The sequence below is a fragment of the Leisingera aquaemixtae genome, assembly GCF_001458395.1.
In the GTDB taxonomy this organism is placed as follows: domain Bacteria; phylum Pseudomonadota; class Alphaproteobacteria; order Rhodobacterales; family Rhodobacteraceae; genus Leisingera; species Leisingera aquaemixtae.
Genome location: NZ_CYSR01000021.1, coordinates 96196 through 116514, shown reverse-complemented (window position 1 = coordinate 116514; position 20319 = coordinate 96196). Strand labels below are relative to the sequence as shown.

Here is a 20319-nt window from a genome sequence, read left to right as displayed (position 1 = left end):
CGTAACAGGAAAGGAGGCTGGACTATGGTGGAAAAAACCGAACATGGCGGTTTCTGGCCGTCGCTTTATGACCCGTTCCGAAGCTTCGGAACCCGTCTCGCCGATTGGCTCAATCCCGCGACTGAGGCCTCTTCGGGCAAGGAAGCCTACGATATTGCGATGGAGCTTCCGGGCGTTGCCTTGGGCGATGTTGAGCTGACCGTGGACAACGGCGTGCTGACGATCCGCGGCGAGAAGAAAACCCAGTCCGAGAAAACAGGCGACACCTGGTATTTCAGCGAACGCCAGTATGGTGCCTTCCGCCGCTCCTTCCGCCTGCCGGAAGATGCTGACGGTCAGGCGGCTTCTGCCAGGATGGAGGACGGTGTGCTGCATATTTCTGTGCCGAAAAAGGCGCTGGAGCAGCCAGAGACCGCCCGCAAGATCGAGATCAGTAAGGGCTGACAGAAGGCTGACAGGGAGCGGTCTTGGTTCCCGCCAGCAGCCGGGAACAGGCATTGGCCGGGTCAGGAAGGGGGAGGCAGCTCCCCCTTCCGCATGTTCAGGGCTTATTGCTGGCTGGCCAGCAGGGCGATGCCCGCAGCAATGGCGAGCGCCAGTATGACCGCAATGGCAATCTTCCACGCGGAATAGGGCCGCTCGCCCTGGACCCGGCCCGACTGCCCGTTGACCACAAAGCGGTAGGTCTTGCCGCGGTACTTATAGGCTGCCAGCCAGACCGGCAGCAGGATGTGTTTGAAGGTCACATCGGACATTTGTGTGTCGATGCTGCTGATGCGCTGCCGGTCGCCGCCGATGTCAAACCGCACGTCGCGCTCGATGACGCGCTCCATTTTCTGGCCTGCCTCTGCAAAACCTGCCTCCAGCTCCACCGCATAGGCTTCGGCGCGGAACCCGGCCAGATACTGCGGCTGATAGGGTTCGAGCTGCGACAGGTCCCAGGGCTCCAGCGCCTCGGTATAGGGTTTCGGCAGGCTTTTGGAGGCCAGCACGAGCACATCGTCAAAGAACCGTTGCACCCGGCCGGAGGCGAGCCGCCAGCGCACCTTGGCCACCTGCCGGGTCTGCATCTTGCCGTCCCGCTGGAAGGTTTCGGTGACATAGTAAACGGTGCCGCGGTGACCGGTATAGGAACTGCGGGTCTGGGCGTCATAAGTCCAATAGGGCACATAGATCCCCTGCATCCGCCGCCCCTTGCGGGCATAGTCCTTGAGCCCGCCGGGTGCGAACCACAGCCGCCCCAGCCAATCGGTCATCGCCTTGTGCGCGGCGCGCTCCGTGACCGCAAAGGGCAATACGCCCTTCGGCTTGATGTGGCGGTTTTCGCCGGTGCCGGTCACGACCGGTGTGGCGCAGAAGGGGCATTCCTTGGCGTGGGTGTCCGGGTCGAATTCGACCTGGGCTGCGCAGTTCGGGCAGACGGAGACGCGGGTGACTTCGATTTCTGCCTCCGGCAGCTGCTCGGCCACGGCAGTGCGGAAGTCCAGCTCCCGCAGGGCGGAGCCCTTCCACGGCCCGCTGCGCACCTCTTCGCGGTGGCCGCAGTGATCGCAGATCAGCGCGCCTGCGGTCGGGTCGAAACGGTAATCGGAACCGCAATTGGGGCAGGGGAAGCGGTGGCTGTCCTCTTGGGCAGAGGGCGCGCTGGCGGCTGGCGGCGGCGGGGGCATCGTCACGGGGAGGGAAACCTGCGGTGAAAATTCAACAGAAGGAATGAGCGCGGCGGCATCGCGGTCCGGACGCCGCCGCAGCCAAGGCTCAGCCGGCCGGCGGGGCCGGGGGGGGCGGAGGCGGAGGCGGCGGCAGGATGGTGAACAGCTGCGCCAGTTCCATCACATCGCCCGCTCGTTTCCAGCCGTCCTGGCCCGGCGTCCAGACGTGGGTGTCCCGCGTCAGGCTGCCGTCCTGCGCCATCCGCCCCATCCGAGCCTTGGAAAACGGCCCGGAGGTCTGACCGTCCGCCGCGATGTGCCAGACATGCTCCACCGGCGGCGGGGGCGGCGCTGCAGGCGCAGACGCTTGCGGCGCAGCGGGTGCGGGCCGTGCGCCCCATGGCCCGGCCGGCTGACCCGCTGCCTGAGAGGGGGCGCCTCCCTGCAGGGCCTGGCCCATCTGCTGGGCCATCGCCATTCCCATGCCCATCCCCATGCCTGCGCCCATGCCGCTGTTCGGGGTTCTGGCCGCGGCGGTCATCGCCTCGGCGGCGGAAAACTGGGTGTAACGGCCCAGATCGCCCAGCACGCCCATCTGGGTGCGCTTGTCCAGCGCTTCCTCCACCGCGGGCGGCAGCGAGATGTTCTCGATGTAGAGTTCCGGCATCATCAGGCCGTACTCCGCCAGGGTGCCGGAAATTTCCGCCGCCACCAGCTTGCCCAGATCGGCAGTGTTGGCGGCCATGTCCAGCACCGGAATGCCGGAGCCGGCAATGACGCGGGAGAACTCCTGCACGATGATGTTGCGGATCTGATAGGAGATCTCGTCCATGGTGAACTCGCCATCGGTGCCGACGATCTCCGACAGGAAGCGGGCCGGGTCGGCGACCTTGATCGTATAGGTGCCATAGGCGCGCAGCCGGACCGGGCCGAACTCCGGGTCGCGGCAGATGATCGGGTTCTTGGTGCCCCACTTCAGGTCGCTGAACCGGGTGGTGTCGACAAAGTAGATTTCCGACTTGAACGGCGACTGGAAGCCATGGTCCCAATGCTGCAGCGTTGTCATCACCGGCATGTTGTTGGTTTCCAGCAGGTAGAGACCGGGGGTGAACACATCCGCCAGCTGGCCCTCATGCACGAACACCGCCGCCTGGCCCTCGCGCACCGTCAGCTTGGCGCCGTATTTGATCGCATGCCCCTCGCGCTCGAACCGCCAGACCATGGTGTCATGGGTGTCATCCACCCAGTGAATGACATCGATGAATTCGCCTTTGAGAAAATCGAAAATACCCATGTTTCAGGTCCTCTTCCTTTGGCGGCCTACAGTTCCTGGCCCATCGCCTCGCGGGCGAGAATGCGGATGATGGGGCGGGCCTCCTCGGCGCTCATCCCAGTTGTCAGTCTTGGATCATACAGCATCTGCAGCAGTTTTTCGTCAAAGCTGGTCAGCAGCGCAAATTCGTCATCGTCGTTGAAGATCGAGGGCCGCGCCCGCGGGCTGTCGTTCCTCAGGCCCAACCCTTGCGCCACTTCCTCATGCACGCAGCTTCTGCGCACCAGGTCCGGGTGCTCGGCCCGGATCAGCGCCACCCCGCGGGTGTAGGACAAAGGGTCGCTCTGCGGCCCGCCCGCCACCACCAGGCAGTAAAAGCTGCGCGGTGGCGCGGCCAGCAGCGACAGGTCCCTGGCGCTGATCGAGGGCAGCAGCTCACGCACCCGCTCGGCGACAAAGGCGCTGTCGTCGAGGCTGGCAAAGATCACATGGAAGTTGCCGCGCGCGGCCACGGTGGCGACCGGATGGCCGGTGATCCGGGCCAGCCGGGCGGCATAGGCGCTGAGGGTTTCGCGGTCCTCTGCGCGCCGGGCGGCCGGCACCGAAGGGCCGAACTCCGCCGCGATCCGCACCGGGCCTGCCCAGCGGCCCAAGCCGCCGGAAATGCCGGAGCCGCCGTATTCGTCGTAAAACGCCAGCGCCTCGAAGCTGTCGGCCAGATCCTCGGCGTCATAGGGCGTGTCCGGGCCGCCGCCGTCGGTGCGCAGCAGGCCGCGGGTCAGCAGGTCGCGCTGCAGGGCGTTGTAATAGTAGGCCAGCTGCGCGCTGTCGGCGGAGGGTTTGTAAACCGCAGGCTGCGGCACCGCCGGGCGGGGCTGCGGCACCAGCGATTCCGGCTGGGAAGCTGGCAGGCATGCCGCCAGGGCTGCCAGGCCGGCCAGCGCCGCGCCGCCTTTCCAAACCGCCTTATATGCCTGAAGGCCTGCCACCGCCTTCAGTTCGGCACCGCGGTGCCGGCCGTGTCGCCGGTCCCGTCGCGGCGGGCCTTCGCCGCGGCCAGCGTGTCGCGCAGCTCGGCCTCCATCTTCACCAGCTCGGCCTCGGCGGCGGCGCGCTTGGCCTTGCCCTCATCGGCAATCCGCAAGCTGTCCTGAATGGTGCCGATCAGATCCGCGTTGGCCTGTTTCACCGCTTCGATGTCAAAGACGCCGCGCTCCATCTCCTGGCGGATCATCTCGTTGGACTGCCGCAAGTTGGCCGCGTTGGAGGTCAAGAGCTCATTGGTCAGGTCATTGGCATCGCGCACCGCGGCGGCCGCCTGAGCCGAGCGCCGGATGGTCAGCGCCTGCGCCAGCTGGGTCTCCCACAGCGGCACGGTGTTGACCAGGGTGGAGTTGATCTTGGTCACCAGCGACTTGTCGTTTTCCTGCACCAGCCGGATCGAAGGCAGCGACTGCATGGTGACCTGGCGTGTCAGCTTCAGGTCATGCACCCGCCGCTCCAGATCGTCGCGCGCGGCGCGCAGGTCGCGCAGTTCCTGGGCCTTCATGACCTTATCGCCTTCTGCGGCGGCCTGCACCTCGGCCTCCTTGGCCGGGATATCCGCGCTGTCCAGCTGCGCCAGCTTGGCCTCGCCCGCCGCGATGTAAAGCGCCAGCTCGTCATAGAAGCCCAGCGTCTTTTCATACAGCAGGTCGAGCGACTTGATGTCCTTCAGCAGCCGGTGCTCGTGGCCCAGGAGGTCATCCGTGATCCTGTCGATCTGCTCCTGCACGGTTTCATAGCGCGCGGTGAACTTGGCAAAGGGCGCGGCCCTGCCCAAAAGCCGCTCCCAGAAGGCCGGCTTGCGGCGGATGTCCAGCTCGGAGACGGAGAAGCCGCGGATGGTGGTCACGATGTTGCGCAAGCTGTCGCCCGCGGGGCCCACATCCTTGTTCCGCACATCCGAAAGCATCGCCTGGCTGATCGTCTGCAGCTCCGCCTGCGCGGCAGAGCCGAAATGGATGATGGAATTGGTATCGGCCATGTCGATCCGGTCCATCCGCACCCGGATGGCTTCGCTGGTGAGGGCGTCGGCCTGCTCCAGCGGCTGCACCTCCGCCACGGGTTCCGGCAGTTCGATGGCGGTGACCTCTTGAACCAGGGCCTCGGCCTGGGCGGCCTTCTGTTGCACAGCTTCAGACATGAACGGCTTCCTCGCTAATCAGTTCCGGTCCAGATGGACCCCCTCGCGCTGCAAACGGTCGCGCAGCACATCAATCTCAATCGTCAGGTCCGTGCGGTCCTCCACCAGCATCTTGCGGGTGCGCGCGGCAAAGTTCTGTTCCAGATCATCCAGCAGCGCCAAATAGCCTTCGCGGGCCTGGGCGTCCTGGCTGCGGGCGTAAATATCGGCGAATTTCACCGTCGCGTCACGGGCGCCCTGCAGATAGACGGTCAGGTACTTTCGCGCCGCGGTCAGGTCACGGGGATCTTCCTCAACCGTGCGGAACAGCTCGCGCGCAACCGACTGGAACTGCTCCACCCGTGCCTCCACCGTGCGGTCGCGGGCGCGCAGGGCGGCGTCCTTCATGGCGGCAAGGTTTTGTTCGGCCTCATCCACCGCGCGGGCCACCCGGGACCGCTGGAAGGTGTCGGTGCCCTCCGCGCCCTTGTCGTGAAGCGGGTCGATGCCAAAGGCCGCAAGATGCAGGCCAGCCGCCGCCGTGCCATAGATGACGGCGCTCAGCAGGCCGGGTTCCCCTTTCCACGCCGCCAGCGCCGCGCCGGCGCCTGCCAGCAGCGCTGCCAGGATCTTGCGGGGCAGGGCGGGTCTGCGGGCCACCTTGCGGGCGGCAAAGGCGGCTTCGGCCTTGAGCCCTTCGCGCAGCAGGAAGGCGCCGCCGGTCCACAGCCCCGCGCCGATCAGCCCCAAGGCCAGCCCGGCCGCGCCGTCATTCAGCGACAGCAGGGCCAGGAGGGCGGGCGGCACAAACAGCACGTTGGCGCGCATCCCGACCGGATCCACCTGCGCGTTGCGGTAAGTCTGCTGCGGAGCGGAGCCTTGCGGCCCGGTTTTTTTGCCAGGGCTGTGTTTGCCGCCGTAGCGCTGTGCCATCCGCTCAGCCCCCCACGATCCAGCCAGTGCTGAGCCCGAACATCAGGATCAAAAGGGCGACATAAGCAATTTTTTGCACGCAAGCTCCCCCAGGAACGGCCAGCGAAGATTAACTGATTGGAAATCTAGGGGATAGCTGGCGCTGTTGCTAGGGGGAAGTCCGCGGGAAATGGCTCAGCGGCGGGGATTCTTGCCGGCGGGCCGTTTGCCGCCGCCGCGCTGATCCGGCCGGGCGCCGCGTGCTGGCGGGGCTTTGCCTGCGGTTCTGCCCGGGTTGCCCTGCTTGCCCGAAGGCTGCGCGGCCTGTTTCCCGACCGGTTTGCCTGCGGGCTTGCCCATCGGTTTGCCTGCAGGCTTGCCCATCGGTTTACCTGCGGGCTTGCCGCCGCGGTTGCGGGTGGGGCGGGTCGCCGGTATTTCCTCTTCCTCCGCCAGCCCCAGCTGGTCGCGCACCACGCGGGCGCGCAGTTCCTCGACCTCTCCCGGTTTCAGGTTGCCCAACTGGAACGGCCCGTAAGATACCCGCAGCAGCCGGTTCACGCTGAAGCCGATATCCTCCATCGCGCGGCGGATCTCGCGGTTCTTGCCTTCGCGCAGGCCGACGGTCAGCCAGGCGTTGGCGCCCTGCTGGCGGTCCAGCGACACGGTCATCGGCTGGAACCTCTCGCCCTCGATCACCAGGCCCTTGCGCAGGGGGGCAAAATCCTCGTCCTTGGGGCGGCCGTTGATCCGAACCCGGTAGCGGCGCAGCCAGCCGGTGGCAGGCAGCTCCAGCTTGCGTTTGATGCCGCCGTCATTGGTCAGCAGCAGCAGCCCTTCGGAGTTGAGGTCAAGGCGGCCGACCGTCATCACCCGCGGCATGTCTTCCGGCAGCTCGTCAAAGATTGTCGTGCGGCCCTTCTCGTCGCTGTTCGATGTCACCAGCCCGATGGGCTTGTAATACAGCCACATCCGCGGCGCCTCCGCCTCCGGCAGGGGCTGGCCATCAATGCTGATGCGGTCCTTCGCGGTCACGTTCAGCGCCGGGCTGTCAATCTTCTTGCCGTTCACCGACACGCGGCCCTCGGCGATCATGCGCTCAGCCTCGCGGCGCGAGGCGACGCCTGCGCGCGACAGGACCTTGGCGATGCGGTCGCCCTCGGGCGCGGCGCCCTCCGGTTTTGCGGTGGCCTTGCGGGGCTGAGATTTCGGGGCCGGTTTGCCCTTGGGGGATGCGGGTGTTTTGCTCATGCCTCGTGCCATAGAGCATTCCGCTGCCTTGCGAAAGCGGGCAATCGCAGGCAGGAAGGGGCATGGCATTCAAATCGCATATGGACAAGGCGCTGGAACAGGCGCGGGCGGCGGCAGCGCGCGGCGAGGTGCCGGTCGGCGCTGCGCTGATCGCGCCGGACGGGCAGGTGGCGGCGCTGGCAGGCAACCGCACTCGCGAGCTGAGCGACCCCACCGCCCACGCCGAGATCCTGACCATCCGCGAAGCCTGTGCCGCTTTGGGCAGCGAGCGGCTGACCGGCTACGACCTCTATGTCACGCTGGAGCCTTGCGCCATGTGTGCCGCCGCCATCGCCGCCGCCCGCATCCGCCGGGTGTACTACGGCGCCGCCGATCCCAAGTCCGGCGGGGTGGCGCATGGCGCCTGCGTGTTCTCTCATCCGCAGGCGCATCACGCGCCGGAAGTCTATGACGGGATCGCGGAAGGCGAGGCCAGCGCGCTGCTCAAGGAATTTTTTGCTGGTAAAAGGCTGCGGAATGATCCCGGCGCCTGAAATTCTAGCTGAATTTGGCGTTTCCGCACCTGAATTGGTGGAGGAGACAGGGCTTGCAGTTCTTTGGAAGGTGTGTCGCGCCGATGGCAGCCCTGCGGTGCTCAAAATCTACGGTTCCAAGGGGATGCGGAACGAGGCCGGGGGGTTCCGGTTTCTCGTTGCGGCGGGCGGTCCGGCGGCCAAGGTCTACAAAGTCACGGCGTCGGCTGCATTGATAGAGTGGCTTAGCGGGCCGCCGCTGGGGGATCTCAGCCGCGCCGGCAGGGATGCCGATGCCGCCGCGGAGCTGGTGCGGGTCGCCAACGGGCTGCATGCGAGTGCTATCCCCGAAGCGGGCTATCCGCGGCTCGAAGACTGGTTCACGGCGCTGTTTTCGTTGACGGTTTCAGCCGGGGCTTCCGAGGAGGCACGCACAAACATTTTTCGCAGCCAGGCGCTCGCGCGGCGGCTTCTGGCTGATCCGCAGGATGTGCGTCCGCTGCATGGCGATCTGCATCACAGCAACATCCGTCTAGGCGATCGCGGCTATTGCGCGTTTGATGCCAAGGGAGTGCTGGGAGAGCGCACTTACGAACTCGCCAATGCTTTTCGCCACCCGCGCGGGGCGCTGGATCTGGTGCGTGAGCCAGAGCGTATCAGTTTCCTGGCAACCCTTTGGTCGCAGGAGTTCCAAGTGGGGCGAAGGCGGCTCCTGCAATGGGCGGCTGCGAAATGCGCGCTCTCGATGGCCTGGCGAAACGGCGGCCGGCTCGGGAATGATCCGGAACTCCACCTGCTCGGGGCTCTTCTCAACGCTGCAGAAGGCTAGCTTGCATTCACGCTTGATGAGTTAGGTTGATCGTCCTAATCTGCGGTTTGTAGGTCAATTGTCCTAGAGGGCTGAGGTGGTGCAGGAAACAACCAGGGACCGGATTACAGAAGCTGCGGATCAGCTGTTCTATGAACGCGGATTCGAGGCGGCGTCCTTTGCGGATATCGCTGCGGCGGTCGGCATCTCGCGCGGCAATTTCTATTACCATTTCAAGACTAAGGACGAGATCCTTGAGGCGGTGATCGCGCGCCGCATGGCCAATACCCGTGCCATGCTGAACGATTGGCAGGCGCAAAGCGCAAGCCCCGCGCAGCGGATCACCTGCTTCATCCGCATCCTGATCGCCAACCAGGCCAAGATCACCCTCTATGGCTGCCCGGTCGGATCCTTGGTCACCGAGCTGGGCAAGCTGAACCACGCTGCGCAGGCGCAGGCTGCGGCACTCTTTACGCTCTTTCAGGACTGGCTCAGCCTGCAGTTTCAGGCGCTGGGGTGCGGCGCGCGGTCCGGCGGGCTGGCGATGCATCTGCTGGCCCGCAGCCAGGGTGTGGCGGCGCTGGCGCAGGCGTTTGGCGACACGGAATTCATCAACCGCGAGGTGGCGCTGATGCAGGACTGGCTCAGGGATCAGCTGCCGCCGGAGCATCCCCTTTAGAACGCATCACAGGAGACGGACATGTATTTCATTTTGCTGACATTTGCGGCGCAGACAGACCGGCTGGCCGAATTTCTGGAGGGCCACAAGGCCTGGCTGAAGCAGGGGTTTGAGGACGGGGTGTTCCTTGCAGCCGGGTCAATGACCGATGGCGAAGGCGGTGCGATCCTTGCTGTGGGGGAAAGCGAAGAGGACCTGACCGCCCGCGTCGCGCAGGACCCCTTTGTGACCGGCGGTGTGGTGGAGCCGGAAATCATCGGCGTGGCGCCCACCATGATGGACCCCCGGCTTGATTTCCTGCGGGGCGGGGAATGAGCCGCACCTTCACTGCTGCCGACGGCCAGCCCCGCTGCGCCTGGGCCGCCTCGGCCCCGGATTTCCTGCGCTACCACGACGAGGAGTGGGGCTACCCGGTTGGCGACGACATCCGCCTGTTTGAGAAGGTTTGCCTGGAAAGCTTCCAGTCCGGCCTCAGCTGGCGCACCATCCTGGACAAGCGCGAGAACTTCCGCGCCGCCTTCGCCGGGTTCGACTTCAACGAAATGGCCAAGTTCGGCGCGGCAGATGTGGAGCGGCTGGTGCAGGACAAGGGCATCATCCGCCACCGCGGCAAGATCGAGGCGGTGATCAGCAATGCCGCCCGGGCGCAGGAACTGGTGGCAGAGGCGGGCTCGCTGGCGGCGTTCTTCTGGAGCTATGAGCCAAAGCCGGAAGAGCTGCCGGAGCCGCAGACCGCCTCAACCAGCCCCGAGTCCGTGGCGCTGTCGAAGGCACTCAAGAAACGCGGCTGGAAATTCGTCGGCCCGACCACGGTTTTTGCATTCATGCAGGCGATGGGGCTGATCAATGACCACGCCCGCGGCTGCATCTGCCGCCAGAAGGCCGACGCGGCGCGCGCGGCTTTCACTGTGCCGCAGATGAAACCGGCGGCCTGAGGGCCGCCCGCGCCGGGCCGCCAGGCCCGGCGCCATGCCCAACGGGAGCGGATCTGCCCGGCAGATCCGGCGACGGGCGGGAGACGCCGCGCCAGCCTGTGCGGGTCAGACCTCGATCGCCTTCATCACTTCCGGCTCGATCACCTCCACCCCCGGCAGCCCCTCGATCAGGTCCTTGGCGTCCTGCGCCAGCACCGGGAAACTCTTGTAGTGGCAGGGAATCACTGTCTTGAAGTTGAAATACCGCTTGGCCGCATAGGCCGCCTGTTTCATGTCCATGGTGAAATGGCCGCCCGCCGACAGGATGCCTACATCGGGTTTGTAATAATCCCCCATCCACTCCATGTCCGCCATGATCGCGGTGTCGCCGGACAGGTAGACCGTCTTGCCCTCTGCTATCAGCATGTAACCCACTTCCGAGCCGCCGGTGCGCAGCCCGTCCTCGGTGCTGAAAGTGGAACTGTGCGAGGCCGGCACCATCGCCACCTGCACACTGCCCAGATCCACCGTTCCGCCCTTGTTGAAGCCAGTGGTATCAACCCCTTCGGTCTCGCCCCACAGTCCCATCAGATCGTATTGCCCGATCACCGGCACCTTCAGCCGTTTGGCCAGCGGCAGCACATCCACCACGTGGTCGAAATGCACATGGGTCAGCAGGATATGGGTGGCGCCTGCAATCGCCGCCTCGTGCTGGTCTTCGGGCAGCACCGGGTTGCCGCTCAGCCAGGGGTCCACCAGCAGCACCAGGCCGCCGGTCTCGATGCGGAATGAGCCGTGGCCCAGCCAAATGATCTTCATCGGTTTTCTCCTCGCGTTGTCTTTGGCAAAAGCCTAACAGGCCTGATGCGAAATGGAATCGAAGCCTTCGGAAATTTGGCCGCGCCTGCCGCGGCAAGCCCGCGCAACGCAGCGAACACCCCATGCCGGCTTGCAGCGCAGGCGGCACGGCGGTAAATGCCTACCCAACACCAGATGAGGGTTTCCATGTCGATTGACCAAAGCACTGCCGCCAAGGTGGCCAAACTGGCCCGGATCAAGGTTGAGGACGCAGCACTTCCGGCGCTGGCAGACGAGTTCAACAATATCCTGGGCTTCATCGAGCAGCTGAACGAGGTGGATGTCGAGGGCGTCGAGCCGATGACCTCCGTCACCCCGCAGCGCCTCAAGCGCCGCAAGGACGAAGTCACTGACGGCAACCAGCAGGACAAGATCCTGGCCAATGCGCCGGACGCCCGCGAAGGCTTTTTCGCAGTGCCCAAAGTCGTGGAGTGAGAGACATGAGCGATCTGAACAAACTGGGCCTGGCAGAGGCCCGCGACGCGCTGCGCAAGGGCGACACCACTTCCGTCGAGCTGACCGAGGCCTGCCTCAAAGCAATCGACGCAGCTGATGCGCTCAATGCGTTCGTGCACAAGACCCCCGAGATCGCGATGGAACGCGCCAAGGCTGCGGATGAGCGCATCAAGGCGGGCGAGGCGCCCTCCATGTGCGGACTGCCGATCGGCATCAAGGATCTGTTCTGCACCAAGGGCGTGCCCTCGCAGGCGGCCTCCAAAATCCTCGAAGGCTTCAAGCCGGAGTATGAATCCACCGTCAGCCAGAAGCTGGCAGACGCGGGCTCCGTCATGCTGGGCAAGCTGAACATGGATGAGTTCGCAATGGGCTCCTCCAACGAAACCTCAGTCTACGGCAATGCCGTCAGCCCCTGGCGCCGCGGCAATGACGACGCCCAGCTGACCCCGGGCGGCTCCTCCGGCGGCTCGGCCTCTGCCGTGGCAGCTGACCTCTGCCTTGCGGCCACTGGCACCGACACCGGCGGCTCGATCCGCCAGCCCGCCGCCTTCACCGGCACCGTCGGCATCAAGCCGACCTACGGCCGCTGCTCGCGCTGGGGCATCGTCGCCTTTGCCTCCTCGCTGGATCAGGCCGGCCCGATGACCAAATCGGTGCGCGACGCGGCGATCATGCTGGAAGCCATGTGCGGCCACGACCCCAAGGATTCGACCTCTGCCGAACTGACGGTGCCGGATTTCGAGGCGATGCTGACCGGCGACATCCGCGGCAAGAAGATCGGTATCCCCAAGGAATACCGCATGGACGGCATGCCGGGCGAGATCGGGAAACTGTGGTCGGATGGCGCCGAAATGCTGAAAGCGGCAGGGGCGGAGATCGTCGACATCTCGCTGCCCCACACCAAATACGCGCTGCCCGCCTACTATGTGATCGCCCCGGCTGAGGCCTCCTCGAACCTCGCCCGTTACGACGGTGTCCGCTATGGCCGCCGCGCCACGCTGGAGGCCGGCGACGGCATCACCGAGATGTACGAGAAGACCCGCGCCGAAGGTTTCGGCCATGAGGTACAGCGCCGCGTGATGGTCGGCACCTACGTGCTGTCGGCTGGCTTCTACGACGCTTACTACAATCGCGCCCGCAAGGTCCGCACCCTGATCAAGAAGGACTTCGAGGACGTCTTTGCCGCCGGTGTCGACGCCATCCTGACCCCGGCCACCCCGTCGGCGGCCTTTGGCCTGGGCGAGATGACCGAGGCGGATCCGGTGCAGATGTACCTGAACGACGTCTTCACCGTCACCGTGAACCTGGCGGGTCTGCCGGGCATTGCGGTGCCGGCAGGGCTCGACAAGCAGGGTCTGCCGCTGGGTCTTCAGCTGATCGGCAAGCCCTGGGAAGAGGGCGATCTGCTGAACACTGCCTATGCTCTGGAAAATGCGGCCGGCTTTGTAGCCAAGCCGCAGCAATGGTGGTAATCCTCTGCCTCAGCACTTGAGCAGAGCAGACAGGTAACCCCATGCGCGCATTCGCATCTTACGCCGCCGCAGGCAGCCTTTTGGTTATGGCTGCCTGTTCGCCACAGGTTCCGGACAGTGCCGCGGGCATTGACGGCGATCCCTTTGCGCCGCCGCCCGCCGCGGGCACCACCATCACCGGCGAACCGCTGGTGCCGCCGGCGCGGGTATCGTCAGAACCGGTCCAGCCCGCGGCAGCACCGCGCAGCCCCGGCTCGGCGACTGCGGCGGGCACGTTCACCACGGCCAGCACCGCCGCCAGCGGCGCGGACATCGCCCGCGAAACCGCGGCAGCGCTGGCCACCTCCAGCACCGGCTCCGGCGTTGAGCCGCTGCAGGCGAACCCCTCGAACCCGGCACCGCAGCTGGCTGGCGACGGCCGGATTTCGGATGAGAACGACTTTGAGGCGGTCGCTGCCCGGCAGTCGATCGAAAGCGATGCGGCCCGGCTGGAGCGCCAGCGGGCGCAATACCAGCAGGTGCAGCCGGTTGCAGTGCCGCAGCGCACGGAGGAGGCAGGGCCCAACATCGTGCGCTATGCCCTCGGCACCAGCAATCCCAAGGGCGTGCGCGTCTACAGCCGCTCCGGCATCAACCTGAAGGCCCGCAACCAGCGCAACTGCGCAGACTTTGCTTCTCCCGACCAGGCCCAGGTCGCCTTTCTCGCCACCGGCGGGCCGGAGCGCGACCGCAAGGCGCTGGACCCGGATGGCGACGGCTATGCCTGCGGCTGGGACCCGGCCCCTTACCGGCTGGCCGTCCAGAACTGATGGCAGCGGATCCGCGCGGGGCTGATCAGCCGGGCGCCCTCTGGCATCCCAGCCCGAACTTCGGGCCGCGCAGGGACGGACTGAAGCCGTCCCTGATCGTTCTGCACTACACCGCCATGCAGGGCGCGCAGGCCGCGCTTGAGCGGCTCTGCGATCCGGCGGCGGAGGTTTCCGCCCACTATCTGATCGGCGCTGACGGCACCCTGTGGCAGATGGTGGCGGAAGAGCACCGCGCCTGGCACGCCGGCGCCGGCGCGTGGCACGGGCAGGCGGACATCAACTCCCGCTCCATCGGCATCGAACTCGACAACCTCGGCTCGCACCCGTTCAGCGCGCCGCAGATGGCCGCGCTGGAGGAGCTGATGCGCGGCGTGATGCAGCGCTGGGACATCCCCGCGCCAGGGGTGATCGGGCATTCCTGCATGGCGCCGGGGCGCAAGTTCGACCCGGGCCCGCGGTTTGACTGGAACCGCCTGGCGCGGCAGGGGCTGGCAGCCGGGCCCGGCAAGGGCCAGGTGCCGCGCACCCCTTCCTTTGAGCAGTTCCGCAAGGCGGCCGCGGCAGCCGGCTTTACTGCGGAGGCGGAGGATGAGGCGCTTCTGGCCGCCGTCCGCCTGCGCTTCCGGCCCTGGGCGCACGGCCCGTTGACGCCTTCGGATTTCGCCGCTCTCGGGCCGGACGCGCTTTACGCCTGATGGTTTGCGAGGCTCTGCCTCGCGCTCCGGGATATTTCCGGCCAGAAGAAGTTTGGATCCTTTATTCTTCTGGCCGCAAATATCCTGGGGTGAATTGGCCCCGGCCCAAAGGCGGGGCCGAGAGGGGCAAAGCCCCTCAATCCGCACTATCCGCTTGACGCCGCTCACCGATCTTTCTACGCCTCCAGTCGCGCAGAAGGCTGGACGGCCGCGCGGGGCGCGCAAGCGCCCCTCGAGGAAAGTCCGGACTCCATGAAGCAACGGTGCCGGGTAACGCCCGGGCGGGGAAACCCGACGGAAAGCGCCACAGAAAACAAACCGCCCGCCGGACCGGAGGTCCGCCAAAGGAGCATCCGCGCGGGTAAGGGTGAAACGGTGGGGTAAGAGCCCACCGCGCTGCTGGCAACAGCGGCGGCACGGCAAGCCCCACCGGGAGCAATGCCAAATAGGGCCCCCGCGCGGGCAGGTCCCGGGCAACCGGGAAACCGCCGCTAGGTACGCTTCAGCCGAGAGGGGCCGGGTTGGCAGCTTGAGCGGCGCAGCAATGCGCCGCCTAGATGAATGGCCGTCGAACCCGGGATTACGGTCCCGGGGGGACAGGATCCGGCTTACAGGCCTTCTGCGCATAAATCCCTTGGGGAATGGGGGAGAATCCTATTGACTTGGGGGCTGAGGCGGGTAAAAGCCGGGCTTCAGATAGGAATTTACCGAGAGGCCCCTGCCTTTTCGGACGCAGGAGAAGCACCATGGCGAAGCCGACCACCATCAAGATCCGCCTGAACTCGAGCGCGGGCACCGGCCACTTCTATGTCACCAAGAAGAACGCACGCACCATGACCGAAAAAATGGTTGTGCGGAAGTACGACCCGGTTGTGCGCAAGCACGTCGAGTACAAGGAAGGCAAAATCAAGTAAGCCTTTCCTTCGGGATGATTTCCGGAAACGGGTCGCGCAAGTCGCGGCCCGTTTTCTTTTGCAGAGAGCGGCCCCGGCGGCGCCCCGGGGAATTGCCGTCAATTACCGGTAAATGCGGTTTTGATTGTCCGTATCTGCCGGACGATGCGGCATCTTTCCGCCGCAATTCCGCTCTAGCCTGGACCTTGTGGGTTAATGAGCAAGCGGGTGGATGAGCTGTGAAAACACTATTGATTGCCGCGGCGCTGACAGCGGCCGCGGCGCCGGTTTCAAGTTCCTTTGATGCAGGGGCGGCAGTGCCGCTGCCGCCAGCGGTCACGGCGGTTCACCTGCATGCCGCGCCGGCAGCCCCGGTTGCGGCGGCGGAGCCCGCAGGCAGGGCTGTGGTGGACAGAACCGTGCAGATCCAGGGGCGGGAGCTCTCGTTGAGCCTGGTCCGGTCCGGCAGCGCGGGAATGGCCGTGCTGAGCGTGCCTGAGCACAGTGCGGTGAACAGCCTGCCGGATATCGCCGAAGCGGACTTCCGCGGCCTGGTGGTCAGGGCGTCGGGCTGCCGCCTGGAAGGTGATATCCGCGAAGTGGCGAGCAGCCGCGGGACCATTGCCATCTCCACAGGGCTGGACTGCTCGGGCGCGGAGTCCTGAATTCAGGGCGCTGAGCCTTTGGCGCGCCATTCCGCCATGGTCAGCACCGGCTCCATTCCCATTCCCTTCATCAGCGCGGCTGAGGCGGTGTTGAAGGGCGCATAGGTGGCCGCGATCACCGTGGCCCCGGCGTCCAGCGCGCGGGCTTTCATCGCTTCCACCAGCGCCTTGCCGACGCCCATCCGCCGCCAGGCCCCGGTGACCGAGATATGATGCAGCATGGCGCGTGTCTCGGCCGGACGGAGGGGCAGGGCAGGGCGGTCCTGCAGCTCATAGATCAGATACCCCAGCAGGGTGCCCTGCGGGCTTTCCGCTGCCAAGGCAAAAATGGTCTCTGCGCCCAGCCAGCCCTGCAGCCACCCGGCCAGGCCATCGCTGCCCGGCGCCGGAATGTGGCGCTCCGGCTGATAGGCAACATGCAGCGCGTGCAGATCCTGCAGCAGCGGCACCAGGCGCTCTGCGTCTGCGGCGGGAACCTCAATTATTTTCATGGGATAAACCTTTTTATTGTTGTTGGAAAAAAAGAAGGGGCGGATCAATCCGATCCGCCCCTTGCCGTGCCTGAAATTGAGGTGCGCTTATTCGCGGTTGCCAAGCAGATGGAGCAGCATCATGAACATGTTGATGAAGTCCAGATACAGGCTCAGCGCACCCATGATCGCGGACTTCGCCAGCCACTCCTGGTCGCCCGCGTGGGCCATCTGCAGGTAGTCGTTCTTGATCCGCTGGGTGTCATAGGCGGTGAGGCCCGCAAAGATCAGCACGCCGATCACCGAGATCGCAAAGGCCATTGCCGACGACGCCAGGAAGATGTTGACGATCGACGCCACGATCAGGCCGATCAGGCCCATGATCAGGAAGGCGCCCATGCCGCTGAGGTCCTTCTTGGTGGTGTAACCCACAAGCGACAGGCCCGCAAAGGCGATGGAGGTGATCAGGAACACCTGCACGATGCTTTCGCCGGTGAAGACCAGGAAGATCGAGCTGATCGACAGGCCCATCACGGTGGCAAAGACGTAGAACAGCAGCTGCACGCCCGCTGCGGACATGCGGTTGGCCGCGGCGCCGATGCCGAACACAAAGGCCAGCGGCGCAAACATGATCACCCACTTCAGCGGCGAGGCATAAAGCGCATAGCCGACGTTGGTCAGATACTTGTCAGCGCTCAGCTGCGCCACGGCGTTGGCCGGGTCGGTGGTGACAGCCAGCCCGGCGACTGCCCAGGCGGCCAGGAAGGTGATGAACGTGCCTGCCGCCATGGTGGCGTAGACTTTGTTCATGTGGGCGCGCAGGCCCTCATCAATCTGCGCGGCGCGGGCGCCGGCTGCAGACCGGATGGTGTCAAACTGTGCCATTCTCAATGGTCTCCGTAATCTACTCCCTTGCTGCCTGCGCGCGAATTTCGCCGCGGCTGGCAGCTTTCCCGCTAAATATCGGGCGAAGCGCCTTGCGGTTCAAGTATTCCGGACCAAGAAATACATGAAAAAGGCAAGTAAACGGGCCGCTTTTCAGCGGCCCGCCGGAAAAGCCGGGTGCGGGCGGGCTCCCCGCTCAGCGCAGCCAGTGCGAGGGTGCGCTCCAGAACCCGCGGCGGGCTTCGGCATCCGCCTCTGCCCGGGTCACCCCGATGTCCCTGAGCGCTCGCTCGTCCAGCGCGGCAAGTTGATTCCGCTGGCGCCGGACAGTCCACAGCAGGCGCAGGCGGCTGAGCAGCGAGCGGTGCGGCTCTTGGGGGCGGCAGCTGGCGGGGCAGGAGGCTGTTGCATGGGTCATGTCGGCGAGTCCTTCAGTTGCGTTTGTGATGCTTCCCTTGTGGGTGATCAATTGTGTTGATGAATATGGCGCTCTGTGCCATATATTGAAAACGAATGTTTTTGATGAAATGCATCAGGTGTTGTGATGGTAAGGAATCTCGATATCACCACGCTCCGCTCATTTGCGGCGGTGGCGGACCATGGCGGTGTGACCCGGGCGGCGGGTTTTCTGCATTTGACCCAGTCGGCGGTGTCCATGCAGCTGAAGCGGCTGGAGGAGCTGCTGGGGGTGGATCTGCTGGACCGATCCGGCCGCACCATCGCGCTCACGGCGGAGGGCGAGCAGCTGCTGGGATATGCCCGCCGGATGGTGGCGCTGAATGACGAGGTGATCGGCAGGCTGACGGATCAGGCCTATGAGGGGGAGGTGCTGCTCGGGGTGCCGCATGACGTGGTGCACCCGGTGATCCCGGCGGTTCTGAAGCGGTTCAACCTCAATTATCCGCGGGTGAATGTGAACCTCTGCACCTCCAACACCCGCGATCTCAAGACAGAGTTCGGGCGCGGCGCCTTTGACCTGATCCTGACCACCGAGACCGGTGCGGGCGAGGGCGGCGAGACGATCCACAGCATGCCGCTGCGCTGGGTCGGCGCGCCGGACGGGTCGGTCTGGCGGCAGCGCCCGCTGCGGCTGGGTTTCTGCCGCAACTGCAGTTTCCGTCCGGTGGCCACGGCGGCGCTGGACGAGGCGGGCATCGAATGGGAGATGGCGCTCGACAGCGATTCCGACCGGACGGTGGAGGCGACGGTCAGCGCCGACCTTGCCGTGGGCGTGCTGCTGGAGGGCACTCAGCCCGGCTTTCAGGAGCTGATCGGCCAGGGCTGCGGCCTGCCGGACCTGCCGATGCAGCACATCAACCTCTATGGGGCAGAGCGGGTGCGCGCGCCCTATGTCGAAGAGCTGGCCGAGTTCATCCGTCAGGGCTTCCAGGGGCTGTGGTCGGCACCGATGCGGGCCGCGAGTTAAGTCCCGGCAGCACGGGCCGGACGGTCTGCCCGATTAGCGGGACCCGGTCAGCAGGACAAGGACAGGCCGGGCTGACCGGCAGGGGCTCCCGCGCCCGCGGGCTGCCCTGGCTGCGCCAGCGCAGCCCTAGCGGCCTTGGGCCAGGCTCAGCGCCAGGGGCGCTGAGCCTGGCCCAACGGGAGCGGTGCATGTTCAGATGCACCGGCGACGGGCGGGAGCTGCCGCGGCGCCAGGCGTTCTTCTGTCAGCGGTTTCGTGCTGTCAGCCGCTGGTGCTGGTCGTGATCACGACCTTGCCCGTGGACTTGCGGCTGCGCAGCAGTTCCAGCCCTTCGCCGGCCCGTTCCAGCGGCAGAACATGGCTGATGTGAGGCTTGATGCGGCCCTCGCTGTGCCAGGCAAACAGCGTCTCAAAGGAGCGCCGCACCGCCTCGGGGCGGAACTTCATGTAGCCGCCCAGATAAAAGCCGATCACGGTCAGGTTCTTCACCAGCAGATGATTGGCCGGAATCTGCGGCACCTCGCCGCCGGCAAAACCCACCGGCAGCAGCCGCGCGCCGGGATTGGCGGACCGGAAGGCGGCCTTCCACACGTCGCCGCCCACGGCGTCGTAAACCACATCAGCGCCGCCGAGCGCCTTGACCGCGCTGCGCAGGTCTTCACCGGCGTCGATCAGATGATCCGCCCCTGCGGCTGCGGCGACCTCCAGCTTCTCCCGGCCGCGGGCCTGGGCGATCACCGTTGCGCCCATCAGCTTGCCGATCTCCACTGCAGTCAGTCCAACACCGCCCGCAGCGCCTGTCACCAGCAAGGTTTCGCCGGGCTGCAGCCGGGCGCAATGGTCCAGCGCCATGTGGCTGGTGCCATAGGCGATCTGTATCGCAGCGGCCTGCTCAAAACTCATCGCATCGGGGATCCGGATCAGCCGCGCGGCCTCAAACACGCCCGCCTCGGCCAGCCCGCCGCAGCCGCCAAACACCGCCACACGGTCGCCTGCGGCAAATCCTTCGGTGCCTTCCCCTAGCGCGGTCACCACGCCGGCCGCCTCCAGCCCCAGGGTGAAGGGCGGTTCAGGCGTGTCCTGATAGCTGCCCTTCATCATCAGCAGATCGGCGAAATTCAGGCCGCAGGCCCGCAGCGCAACAGCTGCCTGGCCGGGCGCCGGAGACGGGCATGCGGTTTCCGTCAGGGCCGCCGGTTTGTCAAAGGCGGAAACTTGATAAGCCAGCATAATTTCTCCTCACCTTCTGCGGGAATCGGGGTGATTCGCAGGAGCACACTGCCGGGCCTCCGCACCCGGGCACACCTCGCTATTTTTGGGGAGGTACGCGATCGGCAGCCGCTTGGCAATAAAACGTTTAGAAAAATGATACATGAAATCATGCGGTTGAGCTTGCGGACCCCGCCGGGGGCGACGGCAGTCTTGCAATCAAACGCAAGGGTTGTACACTTTTGCGTAGAGGTTGATCTCAGATCGCTCTGATGGGGAACCGTGTTCCGGCAAAGATTTGAAGGCGCCAGAACAG

At 65.6% G+C, this 20319-nt stretch carries 24 protein-coding genes and 1 other RNA gene; 14 read left to right on the top strand and 11 right to left on the bottom strand.

Annotated features, from left to right (window positions below; genetic code table 11):
* Nucleotides 1-24 precede the first annotated feature (24 nt).
* Nucleotides 25-444, top strand: a complete 420-nt coding sequence (locus tag PHA8399_RS09110) for an Hsp20/alpha crystallin family protein (RefSeq protein WP_058285839.1) — start codon at nt 25-27, stop codon at nt 442-444.
* Nucleotides 445-548: 104 nt separating this feature from the next.
* Here the strand turns inward: PHA8399_RS09110 and PHA8399_RS09105 are convergent, their stop codons facing one another.
* The 6 genes from PHA8399_RS09105 to PHA8399_RS09080 form a co-directional block, all read right to left on the bottom strand.
* A complete protein-coding gene (locus tag PHA8399_RS09105) occupies nt 549-1670 on the bottom strand; it encodes a TFIIB-type zinc ribbon-containing protein (RefSeq protein ID WP_058285838.1) in 1122 nt (373 codons plus the stop codon).
* Between the two features lie 88 nt (nt 1671-1758).
* Nucleotides 1759-2946: an SPFH domain-containing protein gene (locus tag PHA8399_RS09100; RefSeq protein ID WP_058285837.1), complete on the bottom strand. Its 1188-nt coding sequence runs from the start codon at nt 2944-2946 to the stop codon at nt 1759-1761.
* A 26-nt stretch (nt 2947-2972) separates the two neighbouring features.
* Entirely contained in the window at nt 2973-3866 is an 894-nt protein-coding gene (locus PHA8399_RS09095; RefSeq protein WP_167592835.1) for a DUF2927 domain-containing protein, read from the bottom strand.
* 53 nt (nt 3867-3919) lie between these two features.
* Complete coding sequence (locus PHA8399_RS09090) at nt 3920-5110, bottom strand: toxic anion resistance protein (protein WP_058285836.1); 1191 nt, start codon at nt 5108-5110, stop codon at nt 3920-3922.
* An 18-nt stretch (nt 5111-5128) separates the two neighbouring features.
* Nucleotides 5129-6022 (bottom strand): 5-bromo-4-chloroindolyl phosphate hydrolysis family protein, encoded by an 894-nt coding sequence (locus PHA8399_RS09085; RefSeq protein ID WP_058285835.1) that lies wholly within the window; start codon nt 6020-6022, stop codon nt 5129-5131.
* Between the two features lie 174 nt (nt 6023-6196).
* Nucleotides 6197-7252 carry a pseudouridine synthase gene (locus PHA8399_RS09080; protein ID WP_058285834.1) on the bottom strand — a complete coding sequence of 352 codons (1056 nt, stop codon included), beginning with the start codon at nt 7250-7252 and terminating at the stop codon, nt 6197-6199.
* Nucleotides 7253-7314: 62 nt separating this feature from the next.
* On the opposite strand from PHA8399_RS09080, the gene PHA8399_RS09075 reads away from it, so the two are divergent.
* The 5 genes from PHA8399_RS09075 (at nt 7315) to PHA8399_RS09055 (ending at nt 10186) form a co-directional block, all read left to right on the top strand.
* The gene (locus tag PHA8399_RS09075; RefSeq protein ID WP_058285833.1) at nt 7315-7785 is read left to right on the top strand and encodes a nucleoside deaminase; all 471 of its coding nucleotides are present in this window, start codon (nt 7315-7317) and stop codon (nt 7783-7785) included.
* Nucleotides 7769-8593: an aminoglycoside phosphotransferase family protein gene (locus PHA8399_RS09070; RefSeq protein WP_058285832.1), complete on the top strand. Its 825-nt coding sequence runs from the start codon at nt 7769-7771 to the stop codon at nt 8591-8593. The genes PHA8399_RS09075 and PHA8399_RS09070 overlap by 17 nt, the downstream gene beginning before the upstream one ends.
* 76 nt (nt 8594-8669) lie before the next feature.
* The gene (locus PHA8399_RS09065; RefSeq protein ID WP_058285831.1) at nt 8670-9251 is read left to right on the top strand and encodes a TetR/AcrR family transcriptional regulator; all 582 of its coding nucleotides are present in this window, start codon (nt 8670-8672) and stop codon (nt 9249-9251) included.
* A 21-nt stretch (nt 9252-9272) separates the two neighbouring features.
* Nucleotides 9273-9566 carry a YciI family protein gene (locus tag PHA8399_RS09060; RefSeq protein ID WP_058285830.1) on the top strand — a complete coding sequence of 98 codons (294 nt, stop codon included), beginning with the start codon at nt 9273-9275 and terminating at the stop codon, nt 9564-9566.
* Nucleotides 9563-10186 (top strand): DNA-3-methyladenine glycosylase I, encoded by a 624-nt coding sequence (locus PHA8399_RS09055; RefSeq protein ID WP_058285829.1) that lies wholly within the window; start codon nt 9563-9565, stop codon nt 10184-10186. Before PHA8399_RS09060 ends, PHA8399_RS09055 begins: the two co-directional genes overlap by 4 nt.
* Before the next feature lie 105 nt (nt 10187-10291).
* Here PHA8399_RS09055 and PHA8399_RS09050 read toward each other — a convergent pair whose 3' ends face one another.
* Nucleotides 10292-10984: a metal-dependent hydrolase gene (locus tag PHA8399_RS09050; RefSeq protein ID WP_058285828.1), complete on the bottom strand. Its 693-nt coding sequence runs from the start codon at nt 10982-10984 to the stop codon at nt 10292-10294.
* Nucleotides 10985-11170: 186 nt separating this feature from the next.
* Between PHA8399_RS09050 and gatC the strand changes: the two genes are divergently transcribed.
* The 7 genes from gatC (at nt 11171) to PHA8399_RS09020 (ending at nt 16013) form a co-directional block, all read left to right on the top strand.
* A complete protein-coding gene (gene gatC, locus PHA8399_RS09045; RefSeq protein WP_008553297.1) occupies nt 11171-11458 on the top strand; it encodes an Asp-tRNA(Asn)/Glu-tRNA(Gln) amidotransferase subunit GatC in 288 nt (95 codons plus the stop codon).
* A gap of 5 nt (nt 11459-11463) precedes the next feature.
* The gene (gatA, locus tag PHA8399_RS09040) at nt 11464-12951 is read left to right on the top strand and encodes an Asp-tRNA(Asn)/Glu-tRNA(Gln) amidotransferase subunit GatA (RefSeq protein ID WP_058285827.1); all 1488 of its coding nucleotides are present in this window, start codon (nt 11464-11466) and stop codon (nt 12949-12951) included.
* A gap of 41 nt (nt 12952-12992) precedes the next feature.
* Nucleotides 12993-13760 carry an excalibur calcium-binding domain-containing protein gene (locus tag PHA8399_RS09035; protein ID WP_058285826.1) on the top strand — a complete coding sequence of 256 codons (768 nt, stop codon included), beginning with the start codon at nt 12993-12995 and terminating at the stop codon, nt 13758-13760.
* The gene (locus PHA8399_RS09030; RefSeq protein ID WP_058285825.1) at nt 13760-14455 is read left to right on the top strand and encodes an N-acetylmuramoyl-L-alanine amidase; all 696 of its coding nucleotides are present in this window, start codon (nt 13760-13762) and stop codon (nt 14453-14455) included. Before PHA8399_RS09035 ends, PHA8399_RS09030 begins: the two co-directional genes overlap by 1 nt.
* A 192-nt stretch (nt 14456-14647) precedes the next feature.
* Nucleotides 14648-15082: RNase P RNA component class A (gene rnpB / locus PHA8399_RS10790), an RNA gene on the top strand.
* Nucleotides 15083-15201: 119 nt separating this feature from the next.
* Nucleotides 15202-15369, top strand: a complete 168-nt coding sequence (gene rpmG, locus PHA8399_RS09025) for a 50S ribosomal protein L33 (protein ID WP_008554190.1) — start codon at nt 15202-15204, stop codon at nt 15367-15369.
* A gap of 218 nt (nt 15370-15587) precedes the next feature.
* A complete protein-coding gene (locus PHA8399_RS09020) occupies nt 15588-16013 on the top strand; it encodes a hypothetical protein (RefSeq protein WP_141890740.1) in 426 nt (141 codons plus the stop codon).
* Between the two features lie 2 nt (nt 16014-16015).
* On the opposite strand, the gene PHA8399_RS09015 is transcribed toward PHA8399_RS09020, so the two are convergent.
* From PHA8399_RS09015 to PHA8399_RS09005, 3 genes are all read right to left on the bottom strand, one after another.
* Nucleotides 16016-16504 (bottom strand): GNAT family N-acetyltransferase, encoded by a 489-nt coding sequence (locus PHA8399_RS09015; RefSeq protein WP_058286146.1) that lies wholly within the window; start codon nt 16502-16504, stop codon nt 16016-16018.
* Nucleotides 16505-16591: 87 nt separating this feature from the next.
* The gene (locus tag PHA8399_RS09010) at nt 16592-17368 is read right to left on the bottom strand and encodes a Bax inhibitor-1/YccA family protein (RefSeq protein WP_058285823.1); all 777 of its coding nucleotides are present in this window, start codon (nt 17366-17368) and stop codon (nt 16592-16594) included.
* Between the two features lie 196 nt (nt 17369-17564).
* Nucleotides 17565-17786 (bottom strand): DUF1127 domain-containing protein, encoded by a 222-nt coding sequence (locus tag PHA8399_RS09005; protein WP_058285822.1) that lies wholly within the window; start codon nt 17784-17786, stop codon nt 17565-17567.
* Nucleotides 17787-17912: 126 nt separating this feature from the next.
* On the opposite strand from PHA8399_RS09005, the gene PHA8399_RS09000 reads away from it, so the two are divergent.
* Nucleotides 17913-18794: a LysR family transcriptional regulator gene (locus PHA8399_RS09000; RefSeq protein ID WP_058285821.1), complete on the top strand. Its 882-nt coding sequence runs from the start codon at nt 17913-17915 to the stop codon at nt 18792-18794.
* Nucleotides 18795-19055: 261 nt separating this feature from the next.
* Here the strand turns inward: PHA8399_RS09000 and PHA8399_RS08995 are convergent, their stop codons facing one another.
* Nucleotides 19056-20024 carry an NADPH:quinone oxidoreductase family protein gene (locus tag PHA8399_RS08995; protein ID WP_058285820.1) on the bottom strand — a complete coding sequence of 323 codons (969 nt, stop codon included), beginning with the start codon at nt 20022-20024 and terminating at the stop codon, nt 19056-19058.
* Nucleotides 20025-20319 lie beyond the last annotated feature (295 nt).